Source organism: Pseudoxanthomonas japonensis (assembly GCF_010093445.1).
GTDB lineage: Bacteria > Pseudomonadota > Gammaproteobacteria > Xanthomonadales > Xanthomonadaceae > Pseudoxanthomonas_A > Pseudoxanthomonas_A japonensis.
Window position 1 is genome coordinate 98163 of record NZ_PDWW01000006.1, and the last position, 24215, is coordinate 122377.

The 24215-nt window shown below is 68.7% G+C and carries 20 protein-coding genes and 1 pseudogene; 3 read left to right on the forward strand and 18 right to left on the reverse strand.

Annotated elements, in window-relative coordinates:
- Window positions 1-2: 2 nt before the first annotated feature.
- From mreD to CSC78_RS06810, 3 genes and pseudogenes are all read right to left on the reverse strand, one after another.
- Window positions 3-488 (reverse strand): rod shape-determining protein MreD, encoded by a 486-nt coding sequence (gene mreD / locus CSC78_RS06800; RefSeq protein WP_162337152.1) that lies wholly within the window; start codon window positions 486-488, stop codon window positions 3-5.
- A 236-nt stretch (window positions 489-724) separates the two neighbouring features.
- Window positions 725-1556, reverse strand: a pseudogene (mreC, locus tag CSC78_RS06805) (rod shape-determining protein MreC); the annotation flags it as partial.
- 169 nt (window positions 1557-1725) lie between these two features.
- Window positions 1726-2772 carry a rod shape-determining protein gene (locus CSC78_RS06810; RefSeq protein ID WP_055937350.1) on the reverse strand — a complete coding sequence of 349 codons (1047 nt, stop codon included), beginning with the start codon at window positions 2770-2772 and terminating at the stop codon, window positions 1726-1728.
- A 315-nt stretch (window positions 2773-3087) separates the two neighbouring features.
- Here CSC78_RS06810 and CSC78_RS06815 point away from each other — a divergent pair, with 315 nt between their 5' ends.
- A complete protein-coding gene (locus tag CSC78_RS06815) occupies window positions 3088-4020 on the forward strand; it encodes a carbohydrate kinase family protein (protein ID WP_162337154.1) in 933 nt (310 codons plus the stop codon).
- Window positions 4021-4163: 143 nt separating this feature from the next.
- Window positions 4164-5615 carry a GGDEF domain-containing protein gene (locus tag CSC78_RS06820; protein ID WP_162337155.1) on the forward strand — a complete coding sequence of 484 codons (1452 nt, stop codon included), beginning with the start codon at window positions 4164-4166 and terminating at the stop codon, window positions 5613-5615.
- 42 nt (window positions 5616-5657) lie between these two features.
- Here CSC78_RS06820 and CSC78_RS06825 read toward each other — a convergent pair whose 3' ends face one another.
- The 9 genes from CSC78_RS06825 to CSC78_RS06865 form a co-directional block, all read right to left on the reverse strand.
- Window positions 5658-6278 (reverse strand): HAD family hydrolase, encoded by a 621-nt coding sequence (locus CSC78_RS06825; protein WP_162337156.1) that lies wholly within the window; start codon window positions 6276-6278, stop codon window positions 5658-5660.
- Between the two features lie 5 nt (window positions 6279-6283).
- Window positions 6284-7021: a hypothetical protein gene (locus CSC78_RS06830; RefSeq protein ID WP_162337217.1), complete on the reverse strand. Its 738-nt coding sequence runs from the start codon at window positions 7019-7021 to the stop codon at window positions 6284-6286.
- A gap of 2 nt (window positions 7022-7023) precedes the next feature.
- Window positions 7024-8001 (reverse strand): alpha/beta fold hydrolase, encoded by a 978-nt coding sequence (locus CSC78_RS06835; RefSeq protein WP_162337157.1) that lies wholly within the window; start codon window positions 7999-8001, stop codon window positions 7024-7026.
- A gap of 3 nt (window positions 8002-8004) precedes the next feature.
- The gene (locus tag CSC78_RS06840; protein ID WP_162337158.1) at window positions 8005-9918 is read right to left on the reverse strand and encodes a M1 family metallopeptidase; all 1914 of its coding nucleotides are present in this window, start codon (window positions 9916-9918) and stop codon (window positions 8005-8007) included.
- Between the two features lie 192 nt (window positions 9919-10110).
- Window positions 10111-10872: a bifunctional demethylmenaquinone methyltransferase/2-methoxy-6-polyprenyl-1,4-benzoquinol methylase UbiE gene (gene ubiE / locus CSC78_RS06845; protein WP_162337159.1), complete on the reverse strand. Its 762-nt coding sequence runs from the start codon at window positions 10870-10872 to the stop codon at window positions 10111-10113.
- Window positions 10873-10909: 37 nt separating this feature from the next.
- Window positions 10910-12523: a metallopeptidase domain-containing protein gene (locus CSC78_RS06850; protein ID WP_162337160.1), complete on the reverse strand. Its 1614-nt coding sequence runs from the start codon at window positions 12521-12523 to the stop codon at window positions 10910-10912.
- A gap of 189 nt (window positions 12524-12712) precedes the next feature.
- Complete coding sequence (locus CSC78_RS06855; RefSeq protein WP_162337161.1) at window positions 12713-14371, reverse strand: metallopeptidase domain-containing protein; 1659 nt, start codon at window positions 14369-14371, stop codon at window positions 12713-12715.
- Window positions 14372-14633: 262 nt separating this feature from the next.
- A complete protein-coding gene (locus CSC78_RS06860) occupies window positions 14634-16193 on the reverse strand; it encodes a metallopeptidase domain-containing protein (protein ID WP_162337162.1) in 1560 nt (519 codons plus the stop codon).
- Between the two features lie 330 nt (window positions 16194-16523).
- A complete protein-coding gene (locus tag CSC78_RS06865) occupies window positions 16524-18149 on the reverse strand; it encodes a metallopeptidase domain-containing protein (RefSeq protein ID WP_162337163.1) in 1626 nt (541 codons plus the stop codon).
- A 141-nt stretch (window positions 18150-18290) separates the two neighbouring features.
- Between CSC78_RS06865 and CSC78_RS06870 the strand changes: the two genes are divergently transcribed.
- On the forward strand, window positions 18291-18746 hold the full coding sequence (locus CSC78_RS06870) for a nucleoside deaminase (RefSeq protein WP_162337164.1): 456 nt from the start codon (window positions 18291-18293) through the stop codon (window positions 18744-18746).
- Between the two features lie 10 nt (window positions 18747-18756).
- Here the strand turns inward: CSC78_RS06870 and CSC78_RS06875 are convergent, their stop codons facing one another.
- From CSC78_RS06875 to xerC, 6 genes are all read right to left on the reverse strand, one after another.
- Complete coding sequence (locus tag CSC78_RS06875) at window positions 18757-19221, reverse strand: DUF2269 family protein (RefSeq protein WP_162337165.1); 465 nt, start codon at window positions 19219-19221, stop codon at window positions 18757-18759.
- Window positions 19221-20537 carry an SDR family oxidoreductase gene (locus tag CSC78_RS06880; protein WP_162337166.1) on the reverse strand — a complete coding sequence of 439 codons (1317 nt, stop codon included), beginning with the start codon at window positions 20535-20537 and terminating at the stop codon, window positions 19221-19223. The genes CSC78_RS06875 and CSC78_RS06880 overlap by 1 nt, the downstream gene beginning before the upstream one ends.
- A 39-nt stretch (window positions 20538-20576) precedes the next feature.
- The gene (locus CSC78_RS06885; RefSeq protein ID WP_162337167.1) at window positions 20577-20915 is read right to left on the reverse strand and encodes a zinc ribbon domain-containing protein YjdM; all 339 of its coding nucleotides are present in this window, start codon (window positions 20913-20915) and stop codon (window positions 20577-20579) included.
- Window positions 20916-21011: 96 nt separating this feature from the next.
- Window positions 21012-22400: an ATP-dependent protease ATPase subunit HslU gene (gene hslU, locus CSC78_RS06890; RefSeq protein ID WP_162337168.1), complete on the reverse strand. Its 1389-nt coding sequence runs from the start codon at window positions 22398-22400 to the stop codon at window positions 21012-21014.
- Window positions 22401-22469: 69 nt separating this feature from the next.
- On the reverse strand, window positions 22470-23021 hold the full coding sequence (gene hslV, locus CSC78_RS06895; RefSeq protein ID WP_056879246.1) for an ATP-dependent protease subunit HslV: 552 nt from the start codon (window positions 23019-23021) through the stop codon (window positions 22470-22472).
- Window positions 23022-23206: 185 nt separating this feature from the next.
- Window positions 23207-24085: a tyrosine recombinase XerC gene (gene xerC, locus CSC78_RS06900; protein WP_162337169.1), complete on the reverse strand. Its 879-nt coding sequence runs from the start codon at window positions 24083-24085 to the stop codon at window positions 23207-23209.
- Window positions 24086-24215: the final 130 nt, after the last annotated feature.

Consider the following 24215-nt stretch of genomic DNA (forward strand, 5'->3'; position numbering starts at 1 on the left):
GCTCAACCCCGCCTGCGGCGACCCAGCCGCAGCGCGTCCATCAGCACGAACAGCGGCGGCCAGAACAGCATGCCCAGCAGCGGCGCCCACCAGTACTGCCAGGGCAGCGTGGGCTCGCCCAGCGCGAGGTGCACGACCGTGGTGACGATGCGGTCGTTCAACAACAGGCCACCGATCGCCAGCGCCTGCTGCGACATCGGAAAGAAGCGCAGCCGGGCGCGGAAGCGCTGCAGGATGAAGGCCATGATCAGCAGGCGCAGCGCCTGTTCGCCGAGCAGCGTGCCGAACATCAGGTCGGCGACCAGGCCGACGATGACGGCAAAGCCCAGACCGGCACTGTCCGGCGCCTCGATCACCCAGTACGCCACCACCAGCGCCAGCCAGTACGGGCGCAGCGGCTGCAGCGTGTCGGGCAGCGGCAGCAGACCCAGCAGCAGCGCGACGATGATGCTCAAGGGCATCAGCCAGCCGGTACGGGCGCGGCTCATCGCTGCGGCTCCTGCGGCGGTGCTTCAGTGCTTCGCGGGCGCGGATGCGGTGTCGGTCGCACCCGCATTACGGCCTTCGTTGCCCCTCACCCCAACCCCTCTCCCGGCGGGAGAGGGACTTTGGGTCGCGGACGCGGCCGGTCCCGTTTCCGCCGTGCCGGCTGCGCCTGCCGCTGGTGCAGCCGCCTCAGGCAGAAACCGCGACGGATCCGCCGGCGGCATCGGCTGCGGTGGCGCCGACTTCAGCAGCAGCACGTCGCGACCGCGATCCAGCCGGGCGGCCGGGGTGACGTCGCCGACCAGGAAGGCGTGGCTGTCGTCCGGACGCAGCGCGGCGATCGTGCCGACCGGGAAGCCCGCCGGGAAACGGCCGCCCAGGCCGGAGGTCACCAGCACGTCGCCCACTTCCACGCCACTGTTGAGCGGTACGTCGGCCAGCTCCAGCAGGTCGCTGCGGCCGCGGCCGTAGACGATCAGGCGCACGCCGTTGCGCGCGACCACCACCGGTACGGCATGGTCGGGGTCGGTCAGCAGCAGCACGGTGGCGTGGGCGGGCGTGGTCTCGATGATCTGGCCCATCAGGCCGCCGGCATCGATGACCGACTGGCCGACCAGCGCACCGGCACGGCTGCCGGCGTCCAGCACCAGCCGCTGGCGACCGGGAGCCAGGTCGATGTCGAGGACCGGTGCGAGCTGCACGTCCAGGCCACGCGAGGTCTTCACGCCCAGCAGCGCGCGCAGCTGCGCGTTGTCGGCCGCCGCGGTCTGCAGGCGGGCCAGCCGGGCGTTGGCGACCAGCATGTCGTTGCGCAGCCGCTGGTTCTCTTCGATCAGGCCGGTGCGGGTGGCCGCGTCGTCCTGCACGCGGGTGGTCACGCGACCGGGCAGGCCTGCCATCCACCACAGCGGCTGGGTCACCACATTGGCCTGCGCGCGCACCTGCGACAGCCAGCCGCCACGGTGATCGAGGATAACCAGCGCGATGGTCAGCGCCAGATAGCCGAGCAGGCGCAGCGTGCTGGCGACTTCACCGCGGGTGGCGACAGGGGGACCGGCGTAGGAGGGCATCAGGGCCGGGAATGGAGAATGGAGACTGGGGGATGGCGGAACGCACGTGGAGGGCGTTCCGGATCGTGCGCCTGCGATACGGGGCGTGAAAGCGGTTGTGGGAGGAACGAATCAGACGCACGGAAAGGCGAAACGCCGATTCCCCACTCCCGATTCCCCATTCCCTGCCTCATTCCGGCGCGAAGAACTCGTTGCCGTGCATGTCGACCAGTTCAAGCGCCCGACCGCCGCCGCGGGCCACGCAGGTCAGCGGATCGTCCGCCACCTGCACGTGCAGGCCGGTCTCCTCGCTGATCAGGCGGTCCAGGTCGCGCAGCAGGGCGCCGCCACCGGTCAGCACGATGCCGCGCTCGGCGACGTCGGCGCACAGTTCCGGCGGGGTCTGCTCCAGCGCCAGCTTGACCGCGCTGACGATGCCGGACAGCGGCTCGTGCAGGGCCTCCAGCACTTCGTTGGAGTTGATCTTGATCATCTTCGGCACGCCCTCGGCGAGGTTGCGGCCGGAGATCTCCATCTCCTGCACCTCGGCCTGCGGGTAGGCGCAGCCGATCTCCAGCTTGATGCGCTCGGCGGTGGCCTCGCCGATCAGCATGCCGTGGTTGCGGCGCACGTAGTTGGTGATGAACTCGTCGAAGCGGTCGCCGCCGATGCGGACCGACTGCGAGTAGACGATGCCGTTCAGCGAGATCACCGCCACCTCGGTGGTGCCGCCGCCGATGTCGATGACCATCGAGCCGCGCGCCTCGGTCACCGGCATGCCGGCGCCGATCGCGGCCGCCATCGGCTCCTCGATCAGGTAGACGTCGCGGGCACCGGCTTCTTCGGCCGATTCCTTGATCGCGCGGCGCTCCACCTGGGTGCTGCCGGCCGGCACGCAGACCAGCACGCGCGGGCTGGGACGCAGGAAGCGCGACTTGTGCACCTTCTTGATGAAGTACTTCAGCATCGCCTCGGTATAGGTGAAGTCGGCGATCACGCCGTCCTTCATCGGGCGGATGGTGGTGATGTGGCCCGGGGTGCGGCCCAGCATCTGCTTGGCCTCCGCGCCGACCGCCGCGACCGAGCGCGAGCCGCCGATGGCGCGATCCTGGCGCACCGCCACGACCGACGGCTCGTTCAGCACGATGCCCTGCCCGCGCACGTAGATCAGGGTATTGGCCGTGCCCAGGTCGATGGACAGGTCGTTGGAGAACATGCCGCGGAGCTTCTTGAACATCGGGGGACGGGTTCCTGCTGGGGGCTGGAAAATCGCGCGGGGCTGGCGATTTTTTGGGCAAAAACGAAGTCGGTTAGCCTAACAATCAGACCGACCAGCGGCAAGGAAAAATCTCGTGAATCCACGGGGAAAAACGCGGTTCGCGAGGCGCCCGCTCCACGCCGGGCGTCGCCGCGCCGCGGCACGGCGGCACCGGTCAAGACTGGCCGCCGACCGGCCCACCCGGTAACCTTCGCAGCGGCGCGCCGGGAATGGGGCGCACGTCCCGCTTTCCTGCGGCCACGCGGCCGCTCCCGCCTCCAGCCGAGTCTGCCGATGTCCGCACTGATCTGTGGTTCCCTTGCCTACGACACCATCATGGTGTTCCCGGACCAGTTCAAGAACCACATCCTGCCGGACAAGGTGCACATCCTGAACGTGTCGTTCCTGGTGCCGCGCATGCGCCGCGAGTTCGGTGGCTGCGCCGGCAACATCGCCTACAACCTCAAGCTGCTGGGCGGCGACCCGGTGCCGATGGCGACGGTGGGCCAGGACTTCGGCCCGTACCGCGAGCATTTCGTCGAGCAGGGCATCACGCTGGACCAGGTGAAGGTGATCGACGAGCTGTTCACCCCGCAGGCCTTCATCACCACCGACCACGACAACAACCAGATCACCGCGTTCCACCCGGGCGCGATGATGCGCAGCTACGAGAACCACGTGAAGGACGTGGCCGGCGTGACGTTCGGCATCGTCAGCCCGGACGGTCGCGAGGGCATGATCCAGAACGCCGCCGAGTTCGCCGAGGCCGGCATTCCCTTCATCTTCGATCCCGGCCAGGCCATGCCGCTGTTCAACGGTGAGGAACTGCGCCACTTCATCGAACTGGCCGACTACGTGACCGTCAACGACTACGAGTCCAACCTGCTGCAGGAGCGCACCGGCTGGAGCGAGGCCGACATCGTCAAGCGGGTGAAGGCCTACATCACCACCCGCGGCCCGCATGGCTCGCAGATCCACACGCCCGAGAAGACCTACGACATCCCGCCGGCGCACGAGCGCCGCGTGACCGACCCGACCGGCTGCGGCGACGCCTTCCGCGCCGGCCTGATCTTCGGCATCGAGAAGGGCTACGACTGGCTGACCATCGGCCGCATGGGCAACCTGATGGGCGCCCTGAAGGTCGAGCACCCGGGCACGCAGAACCAGCGCTTCGACTTCGACGAGTTCAACGAACAGTTCAAGCAGCAGTTCGGCTACGCGCTGTAAGGAAAACGCCGGCCGGCGGCGGCACGAAGCCGGCGCGCACGCGCCATGGGTCGTCACCGTCCCTCCCATTTGTGAAGTAAGGTAAGGCCGGGGAACGGCCGGACCGGTCGCGCTCCGCGCAGTCGGCAACGGGCAGGGGCAGCATGGTCGCGCAGCATCGGCAACCTCCTCCGCAGGACGTCAGCATTCCTGCTTCGTCCGCCGTTGCCTTCCGCCAGCTCGCGATGCGGGCGTCCGGCGTCGCCGCCCTGGTCTTCCTCGCCAGCGGGCTCGGCATCCTGACCCGGCCAGACCACCAGCTGGCGACGTTCTGGCCGACCAATGCGCTGCTGCTGGGCCTGTTCGCCCGGCGCCCTGCCCTGGCATCGCCGGCCGGCTGGGCCGCCGCCGCCCTGGGTTACGTGGCAGCGGACCTGCTGACCGGCACCTCGCTCCCCACGACCTTGCGCCTGACGCTCGCCAACCTGGCCGGCGTGGCTGCGGGGTTCCTGCTGTTCCGCCACGTCCGCCAGGAAGACCGCCACCTGCAGCATCCCCTGTCGATGCTGGGGATACTGGCGGTGTCGGCGGTGGCCGCACTCGGCGCCAGCGTGGTGGGCGCGCTGACCTCGCACACGCTGGTCCGCATGGACATGCTGAAGGCCAGCGGCTTCTGGTTCTCGGCCGAATTGGTCAGCTACGTGGCGATCCTGCCGGTCGTGCTGCTGGCGCCCTCACCGACCGGCGCGGTCGCGCGCCTGGCGGAGACATGGACACGCCTGCGGCGTCGGCCGGCCCGGCTGCTGCCATTGGCGGCGCTGGCGCTGGCGGTGGTGCTGGGCGTGGTGATCGGCGGTCCCGGCGCCATCGCCTTCCCGGTACCGGCGCTGCTGTGGTGCGCGCTGGCCTACCGACTGTTCACCACCGCGCTGGTCACCCTGCTGCTGTGCATGTGGACGCTGATCGCCATCGCGCATGGTGTGATCGACCTGCAGGTGCAGGCCGAAGGCCCGTTGCCGGTGATCTCGCTGCGCATGGGCATGGCGCTGCTGGCCGTGGCGCCGCTGACCGTGGCCAGCGTCAATGCGGCGCGCAACCGCCTGCTGGCCACGCTCAACCACGCCGCCGACCACGACGCACTGACCGGTGCGCTGAACCGCAGCGCCTTCCTGCGACGCGGCCGCACGATGGCCGACCAGGCGCAGGCGAGCGGTACGCCCTTCGTCGCGATGATGCTGGACATCGACCACTTCAAGTCGGTCAACGACCGCCATGGCCACGCCGCGGGCGATGCGGTGCTGACGGCGTTCGCCACGCGCATGCGCGAGCACCTGCGCGACGACGGCCTGTTCGGGCGGTTCGGCGGCGAGGAGTTCGCGGCACTGCTGCCGGGCCTGGGGACGGGCGACGCACACCAGGTCGCCGAGCGCCTGCGCGCAGCGGCCAGCGAACCGATCGGCCTGGACGACGGCCGCGTGCTCGACATCACCGTGAGCGTGGGCCTGGCGTCGCCGTCGGCGTCGATGCCGCGGGATACGCTGGAGCAGCTGCTCAGCCGCGCCGACGCCGCGCTGTACCGGGCCAAGGCGATGGGCCGGAACCGGGTAGTCGCCTGACGCATTCCGCCGCCTCGACGCCGCGCTTTCGCTCCGGACGGCTCAGGCGTGCGCGTCTTCGCCGAGCGTGGCCAGGATCGCCGCACAGTCCGCCAGCCGCCACGTGGCGTCCACCGGCAGCTCCTCCTCGCGGACATTCACCAGCACGGTATGCGTGCCCGCGGCGCGGCCACACTCGATATCGAAGCGGTAGTCGCCGACCATCACCATCTGCGCCGGCGACACGTTCCAGCGGTTCGCGAAGTACAGCAGGCCATCGGGCGCCGGCTTGGGCGTGGCGTCGTCGCGGCCGATGATGTCGGCGTCGTCGAACGCGTCGCCCAGCCCGATCACCGCCAGCGTGACGCCGGCCAGCGCCCGCGCGTTGCGGGTGAGGATGCCCAGGCGGCAGCCGCGCGCGTGCAGCGCGCGCACCAGCGCGACGGCGCCCGCCGCTGCCGTCGCCGCTTCGGCCAGTGCCTGTTCGTGCCGCATCAGCCAGTCGTGCCTGGCGCGCGCCTCGTCCGGGGGCAGCATGGCCAGGTGGGCCAGGATGTCGGCGTCAGGCGGGATGTCCAGCTCACGGCGTATCAGCGCGAAGTCGTGTACCGCTTCCGTCAGCGTGCCGTCCAGGTCGAACACCCAGTGGCGCAGGCTCGCCAGCGCCGGCACGGCGGCCGGCATCGGCGTCAGTCCCACCCCGGCATCTGGCTGCCGTCCAGGCCGCCGGTCTCGAACACGGCCTTGCGCAGGCTGCCGTCCTTCACCAGGAACTCGACCTCCAGCTCTTTCGTCTTGCGCACGAGGCGCCACAGGGCCTTGTCGTCGTCGATGAACATCGCGGTGGCCTCGTCGGTATCCGGCCGGTGGGACGCCATGCGCTTCGGTGCGGCGCCGTCCGCGACCACGTTCACCTGGCACCGGCGGTAACAGGCCTTGGCGAAATCGCCGGCCTGCAGCACCAGGTAGCTGCTGCGTTTCCACTCGGGATGATCGCGGAACACCAGCTGCACCGGCTTGGCGCCGCTGCCGTCCACGTCCACCGGCTCCTTGCTGTAGATCATCGCCGAGCGCTGCGTGCCCTTGCCGGCCGGCACCTGCGCGTAGGCCCACAGCGCCTCCATGCGGCGCTGGTCGCGCACGCCCTCGGCCTTCTTCTTCACCTCGTCGAGCGACGGCCCGATGCGTGCGGCTGCCGTGCTCTGGGGGTACTGGTCGAGCAGCGCGATGCCGTGGATGCGCGCCATGTCCCAGTCGCCGGAGGCCGCGGCGCTGTCGTACTTCTTCGCCAGCTCATCGGCCTGCTGTTCCGTGGCGGCCGCCTGGGCCGCGGCAGCGGCGGCGCGTTCGGCCTCGCGGTCGCCGCAGGCGGACAGCGCCACGCCGCACGCCAGCGCCAGTCCCAGGAAATAGGTCGCGTTCTTCATCGTCATCGGGGGTTTCCTTGCTGGATCAGCCGGGCGACCGCGGCCGCCACGTCATCGGGTTTTTCCATGATGGACATGTGCCCGCAACCGTCCAGTGAAACCTGGAGCGCCTGCGGGATCTTCTCCGCGTACAGCGCCATCGCGCTGGGATCGATCACGCGGTCCTGCCGGCACCACAGCAGCAGCGTCGGCTGGCGGATCGAGGCGGCCATCTCGCCGGGCAGGAAACGTTCGTTGCTGCGACCGATGCGGTCCAGCACCTGCTGCTCGAACGGTGCCTGCGCGATGCGCCAGTCGATGACGGCCTTCGACGCGGGCCAGGGAATCGCGGGCTGCGCGGCACGGTCGTGGAAGACGGTATCGAGGTAGCGCTGCAGCGAGGCCGCGTCGTACACCGCGAACGGATTGCGCCCGGCCAGCACTTCCAAGCCGAAGGCGTTGTCGGCGAACCGCACACCCGCCGCGTCGATCAGCGCGACGCGCGCAACCAGGTCGGGTTGCTCCGCCGCGGTGATGGCCACGATGCCGCCGCCCATCGAATGCCCGACCAGCACGATGGGGCTGCCGTCGCGGCGGATCGCACGCAGGAACGCCGCCAGCCGCGCCGCCTGCGCCTTGAAGCCGTAGTCGGCGCCGTCGATGCGCTGGCTTTCGCCCCAGCCGGGCAGGTCCGGGATCACCAGCCGGTAACGGTCATGCAGGCGCGTCGCCAGCGGGTACCAGTTCTCCTTGCCACCGGTGAAGCCATGCACCAGTACCACGGTCGGCGCGGCGGGATCGTCGGCCTCGCGCGTGTCGTAGACCCAGCGATGGTCGCCCACCACCACCTGCCGCGCCGACAGGTCGATCCACCAGCCCTGCAGCGCCAGCCCGTTGCGCAGCGGCGCCATCGGATCGCGCCAGATCCACACGGCCACCGCGCAAACAAGAACGGCCGCCACCAGGGCGACCGTCCGTGTGCGGGTCAGGCGCAACGCCATGCCTTACTGGCCTGCCGACGCCTTCGCCAGCAGCGCCTCGACCGACCCGGTCGTGATCGGGTGGTACCCCGGCCTGGCGCGCGCGAAGCTTTCCTTCGCCAGCGCGAGGCCTTCCGGCGTCTTCACCAGCTCTTCGTAGACCGGCATGATCAGCTTGCGGCGACCGACGCGCTCGATGAACCTGGCGATCTCCGGGCGCGCCTCCACGTAACCGCTGCGGATGGTCAGCGGATACCAGCGCATCGCGATCTCGCCGTTGGCCGTGCCGGTGAAGTGGTAGGCGTCATCCAGCTGCTTGAGCTGTTCGACCGTCAGCGTCTCGCCCATGCCTTCGAGGAAATGCACCCACTGCTGGGTCACCCAGGCGTCGGTCAACTGCTTGTTCGGCAGCTGGCCGCTGCCCTGCCAGGCGATGCGCGCGGTGTCGGTATTGGAGAACCCGCGCGACTGCACCTGCGGCGCGGTGGCCGGAATGCCCGTGCCGTACACCCAGGTCTGGATCTCCGCGTCGGAGACCAGGTTGGGATGCTTGTCGAACAGATTCTTCTTTGCGTAGTCGAGGAACTGCTCGGTGGTGATGCTCTGGAACGCGAAGTGGTCGAAGTAACCGCGCAGGAAGGCGTCGAACTCCTGGCGGCCGAAACGCTCTTCCAGGAACTGCAGGAACCACGCGCCCTTGTCGTACGACACCGCGCTGAGCGCGTCGTCGGCGTCCAGCTGCGTGCCCGGCTTGACTGCCAGCGACTGGGTCGCTTCGGGCATCGTGCCGATCTCCTTCTTCAGCGCATTGCGGGCGATGGCGTACTCCATGCTCGCGGTTTCCTTGCCGTACAGCGCCTCGACGATGCGGTTCTCGACGTAGCTGGTGAAACCTTCATTGAGCCAGCCGTGCTTGGCGCTGGAGAACGTCACCAGGTTGCCCGACCAGCTGTGCGCCAGCTCGTGCGCGATCAGCGAGACCAGCGTCTTGTCGCCGACGATGACGGTCGGCGTGATGAAGCTCAGGCGCGGGTTCTCCATGCCGCCGTACGGGAACGACGGCGGCAGCACCAGCATGTCGTAGCGGTCCCAGCGGTAGGGGCCGTACAGCTGCTCGGTGGCGGCGATCATCTTCTCGGTGTCTTCGAATTCCTTCGTGGCCCTGTCGACCATCGCCGGCTCGGCCCACACGCCGCTGCGCGCGGAGATCGGCTTGAACACCAGGTCGCCGGCGGCGATCGCCATCAGGTACGACGGGATCTTCTGCGGCATCTTGAACGTGTAATCGCCGTCGCGCACGGCGGCTGGATCGTTGTCGGCGCTCATCAGTACCATGACGTCCGGGCGCGAGGTCACGTGCGCGCTGTAGGTGTAACGCACCTGAGGCGTGTCCTGCAGCGGCACCCAGCTGCGCGCGTGGATCTGCTGCGACTGGCTGAACATGAAGGGCAGCTGCTTGCCTTCGGTCATCTCCGGCGTCAGCCACTGCAGGCCCGAGGCCTCGGGCGAACTGGTGTAGGTGACCCGGACCTTGGCGTTGCGGGCCGGCGTCTCGATGGTCAGCTTGCTGCCCAGCACCGGATCCTTGGCGGCCAGCGCGTACTGCAGCGGCGCCCAAGCATTGCCGGCCTCGCCTTCGACCTTCTCGATCGTCAGGTCGCGCGTGTCCAGCACCAGCTGGGTGGCGGTCTTGTCCTTCCAGTCCAGCGTGTAGGTGGCGGTACCGCCGATGGTCTTCGCGTCGAAGTCGACGGCGATGTCCAGCGCCAGATCGTCGATGGCGACCTTGCGCGGTTCGGCGTAGGAATGCTCGTCACGATCGACGGGCGTCTCGACGGCGGGCTTGGGCGTGGCGGCCACGGGAGCGGATTCGGGTTCCTTGGAACAACCGGCCGCCAGCACGGCGGCGCAGGACAACAGCAAAGCCAGAGAACGCATCAGGGGACTTCCAGTGATACGGGGGAAGTGCCCAGTTTACCGCGCCGGGCGGGGCCTGCCTTGTCCGGCTCCCCTCCTGTGCCCGTTCATTGGCCCCTTGTAGGAGCGGGCCATGCCCGCGATGCTCTCAAGCGGGGTGATGGAAAAGCATCGCGCCCATGGGGCGCTTCTACAGGGCGCTCGGCGCCCTGGTCAGACCTTGTAGCCGGTGTGGATGGCCACGATGCCGGCGGACAGGTTCTTGTAGCTGGTCCGGGCGAATCCGGCCGCGTCCATCATGCCCTGCAGCTCGGCCTGCGGCGGGTGCTTGCGGATGCTTTCGGCCAGGTACTGGTAGCTGCCGGCGTCCTGGGCGAACAGCTGGCCCAGCTTCGGCAACACCTTGAACGAGTGGAAGTCGTACATCGGCTTGAACCAGTCGACCGTGACCTCGGAGAACTCCAGCACGCGCGCCTGCCCGCCGACCTTCAGCACGCGGTGCATGTCGCGCAGCGCGGCTTCCTTGTCGGTGACGTTGCGCAGGCCGAAGGCAATGGTGACCAGGCCGAAGCTGGCGTCCGGGAACGGCAGCTTCTCGGCGTTGCACTGCACGTACTCCAGGCCCTGCACCACGCCGCGGTCGGTCATGCGGTCGCGGCCGACCGACAACATGCCGGCGTTGATGTCGCCCAGCACGATCTGGCCGGTATCGCCCACCCGATCCTTCAACAGCGCGGCGATGTCGCCGGTGCCGCCGGCCAGGTCCAGCACGCGGTCGCCGCGCTTCACCTGGCAGGTGCCGACGAAGTAGCGCTTCCAGACCCGATGGATGCCCAGGCTCATCAGGTCGTTCATCAGGTCGTACTTGCCGGCCACCGAGGTGAAGACCTCGCCGACCAGCTTCTGCTTGTCCTTGGCGGCGACGTCGCGGAAGCCGAAATGGGTGGTGCCGCGTTCGTAGGGGGATTCGCTCATGGCCGGATTATCGCATTACCCACCGGCCGGGGTCCGCTCAGCGCTCGAACGGCGCACAGGCTGGCGATGCCTGCCATCGCCGCGCCGGCAGGCCGCAGACAGGCGCCCTACGCGGTGGGCCGCCGGGTAGCGCACCGGCGTCCGTCCGCCCCGTGTGCAGCGGGTGCGCGGACGACGTGGGCAGGCTGCGTTCCAGCATGGGGGCAGGCGTGCTCATCACGCGCGGGCGGGGTCCGATCCGCACCCGGAAGCCCGTGGGCGTCGAGGCGACGACCGACACCCAGTGCCGGCCATCCGGCGTGTTCCAGTGCTCGCCCACCTTCAGCATGGAGCCTTCGTTTCCCGACAGGTCGGCCGGCGGCGTGTCGGTGTCCACGCTGTAGGCGGCGCCGTTCCCGGCCACCCGGTGGATGATCACCGCATCGCCCGCCAGGGCGGACTCGTAGGCGCCACTGCGACGGCGGGCCTCCAGCGTGTAGGACACGGTGCGGTAGGGATCGGGCTGCGCTTCGCCGCCCAGCACCACCAGTTGCACCTGGTCGGATCCCGCCACACTGCCCGCGTCGAGCACGATCTCGTGAATCGCCTCGTTGTCGAACGGCACGAGCCGCTTGCGCGCCGGCGGCAGCCAGCCCAGGCGGTCGCGCTGGTGCATGCTCAGGTGCTTGGGCAGCAGCCCCAGCACGGGATCGGTGGTGGCGTGGCGCCAGGCGTCGCTCATCAGGTCCCACGGGTTGTCGTGGGTATCGGCGTCGCCGTCGGAATTGTCCGAATGCGGCAATCCGTAACCGTGCCCCATCTCGTGCGCCAAGCTGGCGACATTGTCCGAGGCCCACGGCGGACTCCACGTCGCACGCGTGCAGGCATCCACGCCCTCCAGCAGGCCACAGGCACCGCCTCCCCACGCACGGCCGTCCAGTTCGCCGTTGAACACCAGGTTGATGCCCTGCACGCTGCGGAAATCGACGTCCGCCTCCGCCTGGGCGACGCAGTCGTTGAACAGCCGCGACAGGTCCGCGCGCGGCTTCCCGGCGATGCTCGGGACGTAGTCCGCCCTCGCCGCCGGCAGCGTGTACCAGCCATACGCCGCACTGCCGGCCAGATGGATCGCGCCGTAGGACACCTCGGACCAGTAGTGGCCCAGCTGGCCCGGCGCATCGCCGTACTGCGCCTGGAAGAACGCGCGCGACTTGGGCTCCACCGCGATGTCGGCGAACTTGCACATCAGCGTCACCCAGCGGGTGCCGCCCGTCACGGGCGCCGCCATCGCGATGCGCCCCCCCGCCTCGCGCACGGTCGCGCGCTGCGGCAGGCGTCCCACCGGCACGATGGCCTCGATGACCGGGTCGGAGGAGACGCTCTTGCGCGGTACGTACGACACCGCCACGCGCCGGTTCGACAGGGCGGCGAGATCGCCCGCGGCACGCAGGGCCTCGACCTCGTCCAGCCGGTAGCGCAGGCCCGGGCCGAGATTCAGCCACGCCTCAAACACGGGCGGCGTCGCCGGATGGCCGGGCGGTGCGGCCCGCGCATCGCCCCAGCGAAGCTGCAGTGTGCCCTGCACGATGTCGCTGCCCTCCAGGGCGTGCGCCGGCGCACAGCAAACGCCCACCAGCGCCACGACGCCTGCCAGCGCCCGACGGGTGGTCATTCCTGCGGTTCGTCGCATCCATCCCACGGTGGCCTCCATGTCGTGACATCACGTTCACGACTAAGGCTTTATCGCGATCCGGCGCCGAAGGCGGAAACCGGGAGCGGGATCGATGTCGTTCCGTGTCCGGTTCCACGCAGCAGCGCACGTTCCGGACGCCACCTACCACCGCTGACGGCCTCCAGGCGGTCAGCGGACCAGCAGCGCGCACACCATCGGCAGCCTGAGCACGCGCGGCACGGCTTCACAGCCGCGCGATCGCCGCACCGGAGGCGGTGCGCTGCGCGCGACGACCGGCGGCGGTGGCGCCCCGACCGCCACGCCCGCGCGCTGCGCCGTGCCGCCCTGCAGCAGGGCGGGCGTCGGCGCACTCATCGCGCGCGTGCGAGGACCGACCCGCACCACGAAGCCGCGTGCCGTTTCCGACACCACCTGGACCCAGTGGCGCTCGTCAGGCGTGCTCCACTGTTCGCCCACCTTCAGCATGGAGCCTTCATTGCCGGAGAAATCCGCTGCGGGCGTGTCCGTGTCGACACTGCGGGCGATGCCGTAGTCCTCGATCCGGTGGATGATCACCGCATCGCCCGCCAGCGCGGACTCGTAGACCCCTTGCCTGCGGCGCGCCTCCAGCGTGTAGACCACCGTCCTGTACGGATCGGGTTGCGTGGGCATCGCCAGCACCAGCATCTGCGTGCCGCCGGCGTCGCCCGGGCCGGCCGCGTCGAGCACGATCTCGTGCGTGTCGCGATTGTCCGCGGCGACGGTGCGCTTCTGGCCGGGCGCCAGCCATCCAAGGCGATCCCGCTGGTACATGTTCAGGTACTTGGGCAGCAGCCCGTAGGTGGCGTCGGTGGCGGCCCTGCGCCAGGCGTCGCTCATCAGGTCCCAGGGATTGTCGTAGGTGTCGGCATCGCCGTCGGAATTGTCCGAATGCGGCAGGCCGTAGCCGTGTCCCATCTCGTGCGCAAGCGGCGCCAGGTTGTTGAACGACCACGGTGGATTCCATGTCGCACGCGTGCATGCGTAGGCACCGTCCAGCGTGGCGCAGGCACCGCCACCCCATGCGCTGCCATCCAGCTCGGCGTTGAACATCAGGTTGACGCCCTGCACGCCACTGAAGTCGACCGCGGCGTCGGCCAGCGCGGTGCAATCGGCGAACAGCAGCGACAGGTCCGCGCGCGGCCGGCCGTTGACGGTCGCGACATAGGCGGACCGCGGCTTCGGCAACGTGTACCAGCCATGCGCGCTGCTGCCGTCCAGGTCGATGGCCCCCTGCGAGACTTCGGACCAGTAGTGGCCCAGCTGTCCCGGCGCGTTGCCGTACTGGGACTGGAAATACGCGCGCGGCTTCTGCTCGGCGCCCATGTCGGCGAACTTGCACATCAGCGTGACCCAGCGCGTGCTGCCCACCATCGGCGCCGCGGCCATCACGCGTCCGTCCTGCCCCGCCGCCAACGCGCGCTGCGGCACGCGATCCGCGGGGACGATGGCGCTGATCACCGGTTCGGCCGGGGCTGCCGACATCACCTTGCCCGCCGACGCGATGTTCGCCCGCATGCCGTAGGACACCGCGACGCGCCGGTTCGCCAGCGCGTACAGGTCGCCGGCCGCACGCTTGGCCTGCGCCACGTCCAGCCGATGGCGGCGACCGGGGCCGGCATCCAGCCACGCTTCGAACTGCGCGGGCGGTGACGCGCCACTTTTCGTCGCATGCGGCGCATCGCCCCACCGCAGCTGGAGCACGCCCTGCACGATCTCGTCCGCACGCGCCTCCACCGCCGCCACGCAAGCGAACAGGCAAGCCGCCAGCGCGACCGCGCGTGGCGCGGCCTTCTTGTCCAAGCCCATGATGTGCTCCGAGTGCGCGCAGTGCCGCGCGACTACTCGGGACATCGCCAAGACGCGCCGAATGCGGCAAGCGGATCGGCATTTCCGGCGACGACATTCCGTTTCTGGAATGGAGGTCGATCTTCGCCTGCGCCGCCTTGCGCATTCCTTCGCGGCGAATACGAATGCAGTCGTGTCCGCTCAAGCACCGTGTTGTCACTCGTGAATGCGATTACATCGACACTCCACGCACGCCCACATCAATGCATCGCGGCCGCCACGGTCACCGTTCGAGCCATACGCACACCGGCGCCAGCCTCAGCAACGAAGGCAGGGCGTCGCAACCGCGACGGCGCACGGAGGACTGCGGACGGGCGGCGGGTGTGGGCGCCGAGGGACGCGGCGTGGCGGGCGACGACGAGGCCACCTGCGTCGGACGCTCGAGCACCGGTGCCGGCGAACTCATCGACCGCTGCCGGGGACCGACGCGCACCACGAATCCCTGTGCGGTGGCGGACACCACTTCCACCCAGTGCAGTTCGTCCGGCGTGTTCCAGCGCCCCCCGACCTTCAGCATCGAGCCTTCGTTGCTCGAGAAATTCGCCGCCGGCGTATCGCGGTCGACGCTGTACGCGATGCCGTAGTCCTCGAGCCTGTGGATGATCACCGCGTCGCCGGCCAGGTTCGCTTCGTACGTACCGGTGCGCCGGCGCGCTTCCAGCGTGTAGATCACGGTCTTGTACGGATCGGGCTGCGCCGGCAGGGCGAGCACCACCAGCTGCGTGTTGGCCGTCTTCAGCACGCTGCCCGCATCGAGCACGAACTCCTGCGTCTCGCGGTTGTCCGCCGCCACGACGCGCTTGCGCGACGCCGGCAGCCAGCCCAGGCGCTCGCGCTGGTACATGTTCGGATGTTTCGGCAGCAGACCGTAGGTGGCATCGGTGGTCGCGTTGCGCCACGCGTCGCTCATCACGTCCCACGGGTTGTCGTAGGTATCGCTGTCGCCGTCGGAGTTGTTGGAGTGCGGCAGTCCGTAGCCGTGCCCCATCTCGTGCGCCAGCGGCGCGAGGTTGGCGAACGACCAGGGCGGGCTCCAGGTCACGCGCGTGCACGTGTAGGTGCCATCCAGCGTGGTGCAGGCGCCGCCGCCCCACGCGCTTCCGTCGAGCTCGCCGTTGAACATCAGGTTGACGCCCTGGATGCCGGCGAAGTCCACGTCGGCATCGGCCGCTGCCGCACAGTCCGAGAACAGCTCCGACAGCTGCGCCTTCTGCCTGCCGTTGACATCCGCCAGGTAGGCCGCGCGTGGCTTCGGCAACGTGTACCAGCCGTGCGCGGAACTGCCCGCCAGGTTGATCTGCCCGTAGGAGACCTCGGACCAGTAGTGGCCCAGCTGCCCCGGTGCGTTGCCGTACTGGTCCTGGAAGAAACTGCGCGGCTTCTGCTCGGTCGCGATGTCGGCGAACTTGCACATCAGCGTGACCCAGCGCGTGGCGCCGAGCACCGGCGCGGACGCCATCACGCGTCCGTCCGCTCCCATCGCGAGTGCGCGTTGCGGCAGCCGGTCCGTCGGCACGATGGCGCTGATCACCGGCAACGCGCCCGATGCGGCCATGACCTTCGACGACGCAGCCAGGGTCGCGCGCGTGTCGTACGACACCGCAACGCGGCGGTTGGCGAGGGCATACAGGTCGCCTGCCGCGCGCTGCGCCTGCGCCACGTCCAGCGCCACGCGACGACCGGGCCCCATGTCGAGCCAGGCGTCCAGATGCGGCTGCGCCTGCGTGCGCCCGGGCTGCGCGCGCGGAGGATCCGCCCACTGCAGCTGCAATGTTCCCTGCACCACCGTTTCCGCCTTCGCATGAAGGCCTGGAAGGATGCATGCCCATACCGACATTCCAACGACGAAGAGCGCCCGAACGCTCCTGCGTCGCGTGTCGGCTGATCCGTGTCTGACCACGCGCGACCCCGTTTGCAACCGGCGGGTCGAGATGACGCCGCCATGGCCGGGGTGTCGGCAGGACGCGGACGCTCTTGAGGGCCTTCAGGCGCGAATCGCACCGGATGTTCCGAACTGCGATGCAGGTCAGGAATCGACAGCGAACATCATCGTTTTACGCCCCGACAACGCGCACTTGCACGATGTCGGGGCACGTAGGGACATCCCCTACATTCAGCGCTCGCGGATCGCGCAGGCGATGGCAGGCGAACGCATGCCACCAGCGACGCAGCGCGTGACCGCCGGCGTACGTTCGCGCGCACCGCCAGAGGCGGGTTGCGCAGCCGGCAATGCGAGGGAAGACGGCGCCACCGCGTCCGGTTTCAGGCGTGGCGGCAAGGGTGTGCTCATCACGCGCGCCGGCCCGACCGTCAGCACGAACCCGGTCGCCGTCTGCGCCTTGACGGTCACCAGGTGCGAGGCTTCGGGCGTCATCCAGCGCTCGCCCACCTTGAACATCGATCCTTCGTTGTTCGAACGGTTCGCGGGCGGCACGTCGGCATCGATGCTGTAGGCGGTCCCGGACCGTTCGACCTTGTGGATGATCACCGCATTGCCGGCCAGGTTGCCTTCGTACGTACCCTCGCGCTTCCGTGCCTCCAGCGTGTACACCACGGTGGCGTAGGGATCGGCCTGCGGCGACATCGAGAGCACCAGCATCTGCACGTTCGTCGAGCCCGCCAGGTGCGCGTAGTCCAGCGTGATGTCGCGCGTCGTCCTGTCGGCGAGCGCCACGATCTGCTGCCGCGGCGCATCCACCCAGCTCAGGCGGTGGCGCTGGAAGATGTTGATGTGCTTTGGACGCGTGCCGTACGTGGTGTCGCCGACCGCGTTCGACCAGCTGTCGCTCATCACGTCCCACGGGTTGTCGTAGGTATCGTCGTCGCCATCGGAATTGTCCGAGTGCGGCAGGCCGTAACCGTGTCCCATCTCGTGCGCGAGCGGGGCGAGGTTGCCGAACGACCACGGCGGGTTCCACGTAACGCGCTTGCACAGGCGCGCGCCGCGCACCGTGGCGCAGCTCTGTCCACCCCAGGCATAGCCGTCCAGGTTGCCGTTGAACATCATGTTGATGCCCACCGGCGCGGTCAGGTCGACGGTGTCCGGTGCGGCCGACGCGCAGTCGGCGAACAGCTTGTTGAGGTCTGCCTTGTCCTTGCCATCCACGGTCGTGACATACGTGGAACGCGGACTGGGCAGCGTGTACCAGCCATGCGCGGTGCTGCCCGTCAGGTTGATCTTGTTGTACGACACCTCGCGCCAGTAATGACCGAGCTGGCCGACGCCTTCGCCGTACTGGGACTGGAAGAACGCCAGGTCCTTCTGCTCGTCCGCGAGGTCGCTGAACTTGCACATCAGCGTCACCCAGCGTGTGGTGCCGCTGATCGGTGCAGCCGCCATCACGCGGGCATTGGCGGCATGCATGGGTGCGGATTGCGTCACGCGATCGACAGGCACGATGGCCTCGATAGCCGGCATGGATGACATGACGCGTCCCGCGGGCGCGAAGGCCACGGCAACGCGGCGATTGGCCAGCACGTACAGATCGCCCGCCGCCAGCTTCGCCTGCGCGGGATCGAGGCGGATGCGGGTGCCGTCGTCCTTCAGCAGCGAGGCGTTGAACTGCGGCGCACGCCGTGGCTGTCCCTTCGCCACGGGTGGCGGATCGCCCCATTCCAGATGCAGCAACCCTTGTTCGATGGCCTGTGCGCGCGCGTCCGTCGCCGACGACATCGCACACATGACCAGTACCGCCACCGCCCACGCGCGGCACGGCGGCGCCTTGGCATCCTTCCCCATGATCTCCGACTCCCCAGGTTCCGGTGCGCCTTCCGCACCGCGTCCTGCGTTCTAACCGCTCGCCGGCGCATGCGCCGTGAGTGGTATCACATTCTCCACGTGTGGGATGCTGCGCACCTGACACCACCGGCCTTTCACCGCATGAGCACGTCCATCGACTACCACGCCCTCCTCCAGACCGCCATCGCCGAAGCCCGGCAGGGACTCGCGGAGGGCGGCATCCCCATCGGCGCCGCGCTCTACCACCAGGACGGGCGCCTGCTCGGCTGCGGCCACAACCGCCGCGTGCAGGAAGGCGACCCCTCCGTGCACGGCGAGACCGACGCCTTCCGCAAGGCCGGCCGCCAGCGTCGCTACCGCGACACGATCATGGTCACCACGCTGGCGCCCTGCTGGTACTGCAGCGGGCTGGTGCGCCAGTTCAACATCGGCACCGTGGTGGTCGGCGAATCGGTGACGTTCCAGGGCGGCATCGACTGGCTGCGCGAATCCGGCGTCGAGGTCGTCGACCTGCACGACCAGGAATGCATCGACCTGCTCGGCGGCTACATCCGCGCCAATCCCGAGGTGTGGAACGAGGATATCGGCGAGGACTGAACGCCGGACCTCAGGCGGGTTTCACCACCATCAGCCAGAAGATGGCGATGACGCTGATGAAGGCTGGCCAGCCCAACCAGAACCACCACCGCATCGCGCGGTGGTAAGCCGGCGGCAGCGGCGCGCCGGTGGTGGCCGCCTGCGCCGCGAGATCGCGCGCACGTACCTGCAGCCACAGTACCGGCAACCAGCAGACACCGATCACGAAGAAGAGCACCAGCGCCGCCTTCACCCAGAACACGTCCAGCGGCAGGCCGAGCAGATGCGTCAGCCACAGGCCGCTGCCCAGTTGCACCACCACGGCGGGGGCGGTGAAGCAGGCATCGGCGATGACCACCGTGCGCGCCGTGGCGGCGATGACGCGTGCATCGCCGCGCAGGTGCGCCAGCCACATGAAGAAGGCGATGCCCAGGCCCGTGCCGAACAGCAGGGTCGAGGCGAGGATGTGGATCCACTTCACCCACAGGTACGTCATCAGCGTCGCTCCGTCAGGACCCACAGCACGGCCAGGGTCGGCAGCAGCCCCAGGTTCTTCGCCAGTCCGCCCAGCGGGTCCCACCAGAGCGCCGGCACGGCGATGCCCAGCACCAGCGTATAGGCGAGCAGCAACAGCAGCATCGCGGAGACGGCGGCACGGGGGCGCCGGCCGCTGGCCAGCCACAGGCCGAGCATCAGGTCGGCCACGCCACCACCACGGGCCAGCAGCACAGGATCCATCGCATCCAGCGGCGTGCCGGACGACAGGCGCAGGATATCGGCCGCCGGGGTGAGGAAGCCGGCCAGCGCCGACAGCAGCCAGAGCGCCACCACGGACCATCTCAAGGCCGGCGCAAGGAAATACAGCTCCGCCTGCCAACGGTCCTGCACCTGGCTCGGCGCCGATGCGAGTGCATCCTCCAGCGTGCGCGGCCGAATGCCGAAATCGGCCGCCAGCCGCTCGCCCGCGTCCGGCCCCGCCGTGTTGCCGCGCCGGAGCATGCGCCACATGGTGCGTCCCACCGGACCGCGTCCGAGCGCTTCCATGACGGTGACGGCGAGCGACACCGCGGCCTCGGGCACGGCGACGACACGCGCTCCCGGGACCCGCAGCCAGCGCCGCCACTGCCCCTGGTAGTCGCGCAACGACAGCGGTGCGGGACCGCCCACGTCATAGATGCCGGTGACGGTGCCCGACGCCGCGCGCGCGACCAGTTCCCCGAGGTCTTCCGCCGCCAGCGGCTGCACCTGCCAGCGCCCATCGCCCGGAAGCCATTGCACGCCGGGAAATCCTGCCAGCGCACGCAGCAGCGAGGTGCCGCCATACGAACCGCTGACCGAATACACCACCGAGGGGCGAAGCACGACGGACGACAATGCGAGGCCGCCGAGTCGCTCGTCGAAACGATGCTTGGAGGCGATGAACGGACCGTCCTCGGGAAGGCCGAGCGCCGAGACCTGCACGAAACGGCCTACGCCGCGTGCCAAGCACGCTTGCGCGAGTGCGAAAGGCGCCTCGACATGGATCGCCTCGAACGTCTGGCCGCCCTCTTCGCGCAGGATGCCGGCAGCATTGACGACGGCATCCACGCCATCGAGCAGCGGCAGCCAGTCTTCCAGGCGCACCATCGCCTGCAGGTCGCAGGCGCGCTCATCGTCCGAAAGCGCGCGTCCTTTCGGTCGCACTGCGCGCAACACGTTCCAGCCATGGCGGCGAAGCGCCGCGACCAGATAGCCACCGATGAAACCCGCGCCACCCACTACCAGCACGGTCCGACCCACGTTGTCCGGCGATGCCTGCGGGAGGGGTTCCATGCGGTCTTCCATGTCCGTCGAGGAGAGAGAAACGTGGAATCAGGCCTTGCGCACGAACTCCGACTTGAGCTTCATCGCGCCGATGCCGTCGATCCTGCAGTCGATGTCATGGTCGCCATCGACAAGGCGGATGTTCTTGACCTTGGTGCCGACCTTGACCACCAGCGATGAGCCCTTGACCTTCAGGTCCTTGATGACGGTGACGGTGTCGCCATCCTGCAGCAGGTTGCCGTTGGCATCCTTGATGACGCGCTCATCGTCGCTGGCCGCCGCCGCATCGGCGGACCACTCGTGTCCGCACTCCGGACAGACCAGCTGGGCGCCGTCCTCGTAGGTGTAGGCGGAGGCGCATTGCGGGCAGGGAGGCAGCGTACTCATACGGGTGAAAGCGTCTTGCGGAACGAGGTGCGATTGTAACCGACGCCCCGCCGCGACCCGGAAACGAAGAACCCGCCTTGCGGCGGGTTCGTGGCGTCACAGGATGTAACGGCTCAGGTCCGGATCCTGCACCAGTTCGCCCAGGTGCGCATCGACGTAGGCGCGGTCGATGGTGATGCTCTGGCCGTCGCGATCCGGTGCTTCATAGCTCAGCGTGTCCAGCAGGCGTTCCAGCACGGTATGCAGGCGGCGGGCACCGATGTTCTCCTGGCGCTCGTTGACCAGCGCCGCGATCTCGGCGAGGCGATCCACCGCATCGTCGGTGAAGCGCAGCGACACGCCTTCCGTCTTCATCAGTTCGACATACTGCTTCGTCAGCGCGGCCTTCGGTTCGGTAAGGATGCGGATGAAGTCCTCCTTGCTCAGCGCCGACAGTTCCACGCGGATCGGGAAGCGGCCCTGCAGCTCCGGGATCAGGTCGCTGGGCTTGGCCAGGTGGAACGCGCCCGAGGCGATGAACAGGATGTGGTCGGTCTTCACCGTGCCGTACTTGGTCGACACGTTGCTGCCCTCGACCAGCGGCAACAGGTCGCGCTGCACGCCCTCGCGGCTGACGTCGGCACCGCTCATGGTGCCGCTGCGCTTGGCGACCTTGTCGATCTCGTCGATGAAGACGATGCCGTGCTGTTCGCAGGCCTCGATGGCCGCGGCGCGGATGTCGTCCTCGTTGACCAGCTTGGCGGCTTCCTCCTCGATCAATTGCGGGCGGGCGGCCTTGATGGTCACGGTGCGCTTGTGCGTCTTCTGCCCGCCGAGGTTGGAGAACATCTGCCGCAGCTGCTGGCCCATTTCCTCCATGCCGGGCGGCGTCATGATGTCGACGCCGACGTTGGCGGCCAGTTCCAGTTCGATCTCGCGGTCGTCCAGATCGCCGTTGCGCAGCTGGCGACGCAGCTTCTGGCGGGTCTCCGACTCCTTCGGCGAGGGTTCGGCACCGATGTCGACCGTGGTGGTGTTCGCGCCGAAGCCGAAGCCGTTGCCGCCTGCGGCATCGCGTCGCGGCAGCAGCGCATCGAGGATGCGGTCCTCGGCACGTTCCTCGGCCTGCGTGCGCATGCGCGCCTTGGCCTGTTCGCGGTACATCTTCACTGCGGTGTCCGCCAGGTCGCGGACGATCTGCTCAACATCCTTGCCCACGTAGCCGACCTCGGTGAAGCGCGTGGCTTCGACCTTGACGAACGGTGCGTTGGCCAGCGTCGCCAGCCGGCGCGCGATCTCGGTCTTGCCGACGCCGGTGGGGCCGATCAGCAGGATGTTCTTGGGCATCACTTCGTTGCGCAGCCCGGCATCGAGCTGCATGCGGCGCCAGCGGTTGCGCAGCGCAATGGCGACGGCGCGCTTTGCGGAATGTTGGCCGACGATGTGGCGGTCCAGTTCCTGCACGATCTCGCGCGGCGTCATGGTGGACGAGGTGTTTTCGGTCATGGCGTGATGTTCTGTAGGAGGGGCTTCAGCCCCGACCCTGACGGCCGGAGCGGGATGGCGGTCGGAGCCTCAGAGCTCTTCGACCACCACGTTGCGATTGGTGTAGATGCAGATGTCGCCGGCGATGTTCAGCGACTCGACCGCGATGGACTTTGCGTCCAGCTCGGTATGCGCGAGCAGCGCGCGCGCCGCGGACAGGGCGTAGGAACCGCCCGAACCGATGGCGATGATGCCGTCCTCCGGCTCGATGACATCCCCGGTACCGCTGATGATCAGCGAGGTTTCCTTGTCGGCGACCGCGAGCAGCGCTTCGAGCTTGCCGAGGCGACGCTCGGTGCGCCAATCCTTCGCAAGTTCGACCGCCGCACGCGTCAGCTGGCCGTGCTTTTCCAGCTTGGCTTCGAACAGTTCGAACAGCGTGAACGCATCGGCCGCGGCGCCGGCGAACCCCGCCAGCACCTGGCCGTCGCGACCGAGCCGGCGCACCTTGCGCGCGTTGCCCTTCATCACCGTGTGGCCCAGCGTCACCTGGCCGTCGCCGGCAACGGCGACATGGCCGTTGCGGCGCACGGACAGGATGGTGGTGGCGTGGAAAACGTTGGGATTCTGGCTGGGGTCCATGGAGGCCTCCGGGGTGTTCCCCCAGAGGTGGGGACGCCGGTGCCCGGTTCAAGCATGACCTTTGGGAGAACGCTCCGAACACCGACCGTAGGCTGGGATGCAGCGCAGCGAAATCCCAGCAACCCCGCGATATCGAGCGCCACGCGCTGGGATTGCGCGTTGCTTCATCCCAGCCTACGGCTTCCCTATTTCTTTCGCTTCGCTCTGGGATGCGCGGCGTCGTACACCTTGGCCAGGTGCTGGAAATCCAGGTGCGTGTAGATCTGCGTGGTGGCGATGTCGGCATGGCCGAGCAGTTCCTGCACACCGCGCAGGTCGCCGGACGATTCCAGGATGTGGCTGGCGAAACTGTGGCGCAGCATGTGCGGGTGTACGTGCTTGAACAGCCCCTGCCGTTGCGCGAGCTGCTTGATGCGGATCTGCACGGCGCGCTGCGAGATGGGACCCTCGCCGCGACCGGGGAACACGAACGCGTCGTTGCCGGCGGGTTTTTCCTGTCGCCATTCCGCCAATGCGTTGCGCGCGTGCGAACCGACCGGCACCTTGCGTTCCTTGTTGCCCTTGCCGAGCACGGTGACCATGCCGCCGGCCATATCGAGGTCGCGCCAGCGCAAGGCGCATAGCTCGCTCAGGCGCAGGCCGGAGGAATAGAACAGTTCCAGCAACGCGCGATCACGCTTGCCCAGCGGCGCATCGACCGGCACCTCGACCAGCCTGACGGCCTCGTCCGCGTCCAGCACCTGCGGCAACTTGCGCGGTGCCTTGGGCGCGCGAAGCGCGGCGGCAGGACTGGCAGCGACGCGGCCGTGCTTCAGCAACCACTGGTAGTAGCTGCGGCAGGCGGACAGGCGCCGTTGCAGGCTCTTCGGCGACAGGCCGCGCCGATGTTCGCTGGCGACGAAGCCGCGCAGCTGTTCCGCCTGCAGCTCGGCAAGACCGGCGATGCCCTGGGCCTGCGCCCATTCGGTCAGCGCGGCGAGGTCACGGCGATAGGCATCCAGCGTGTGCGTGGAGACCCGGCGCTCGACTTGGAGATGGGCGATAAAGTCGGCGACTGCGTACATTCCGGTGATCCGTCATTCCGGCGAAAGCCGGAATCCACGTTGCCGTTGCGTTTGTCTTGATCGGCCCACCGGAAAGACAAGAGCGAAATGGATTCCGGCTTTCGCCGGAATGACGGCCGGAAGCGTCGGC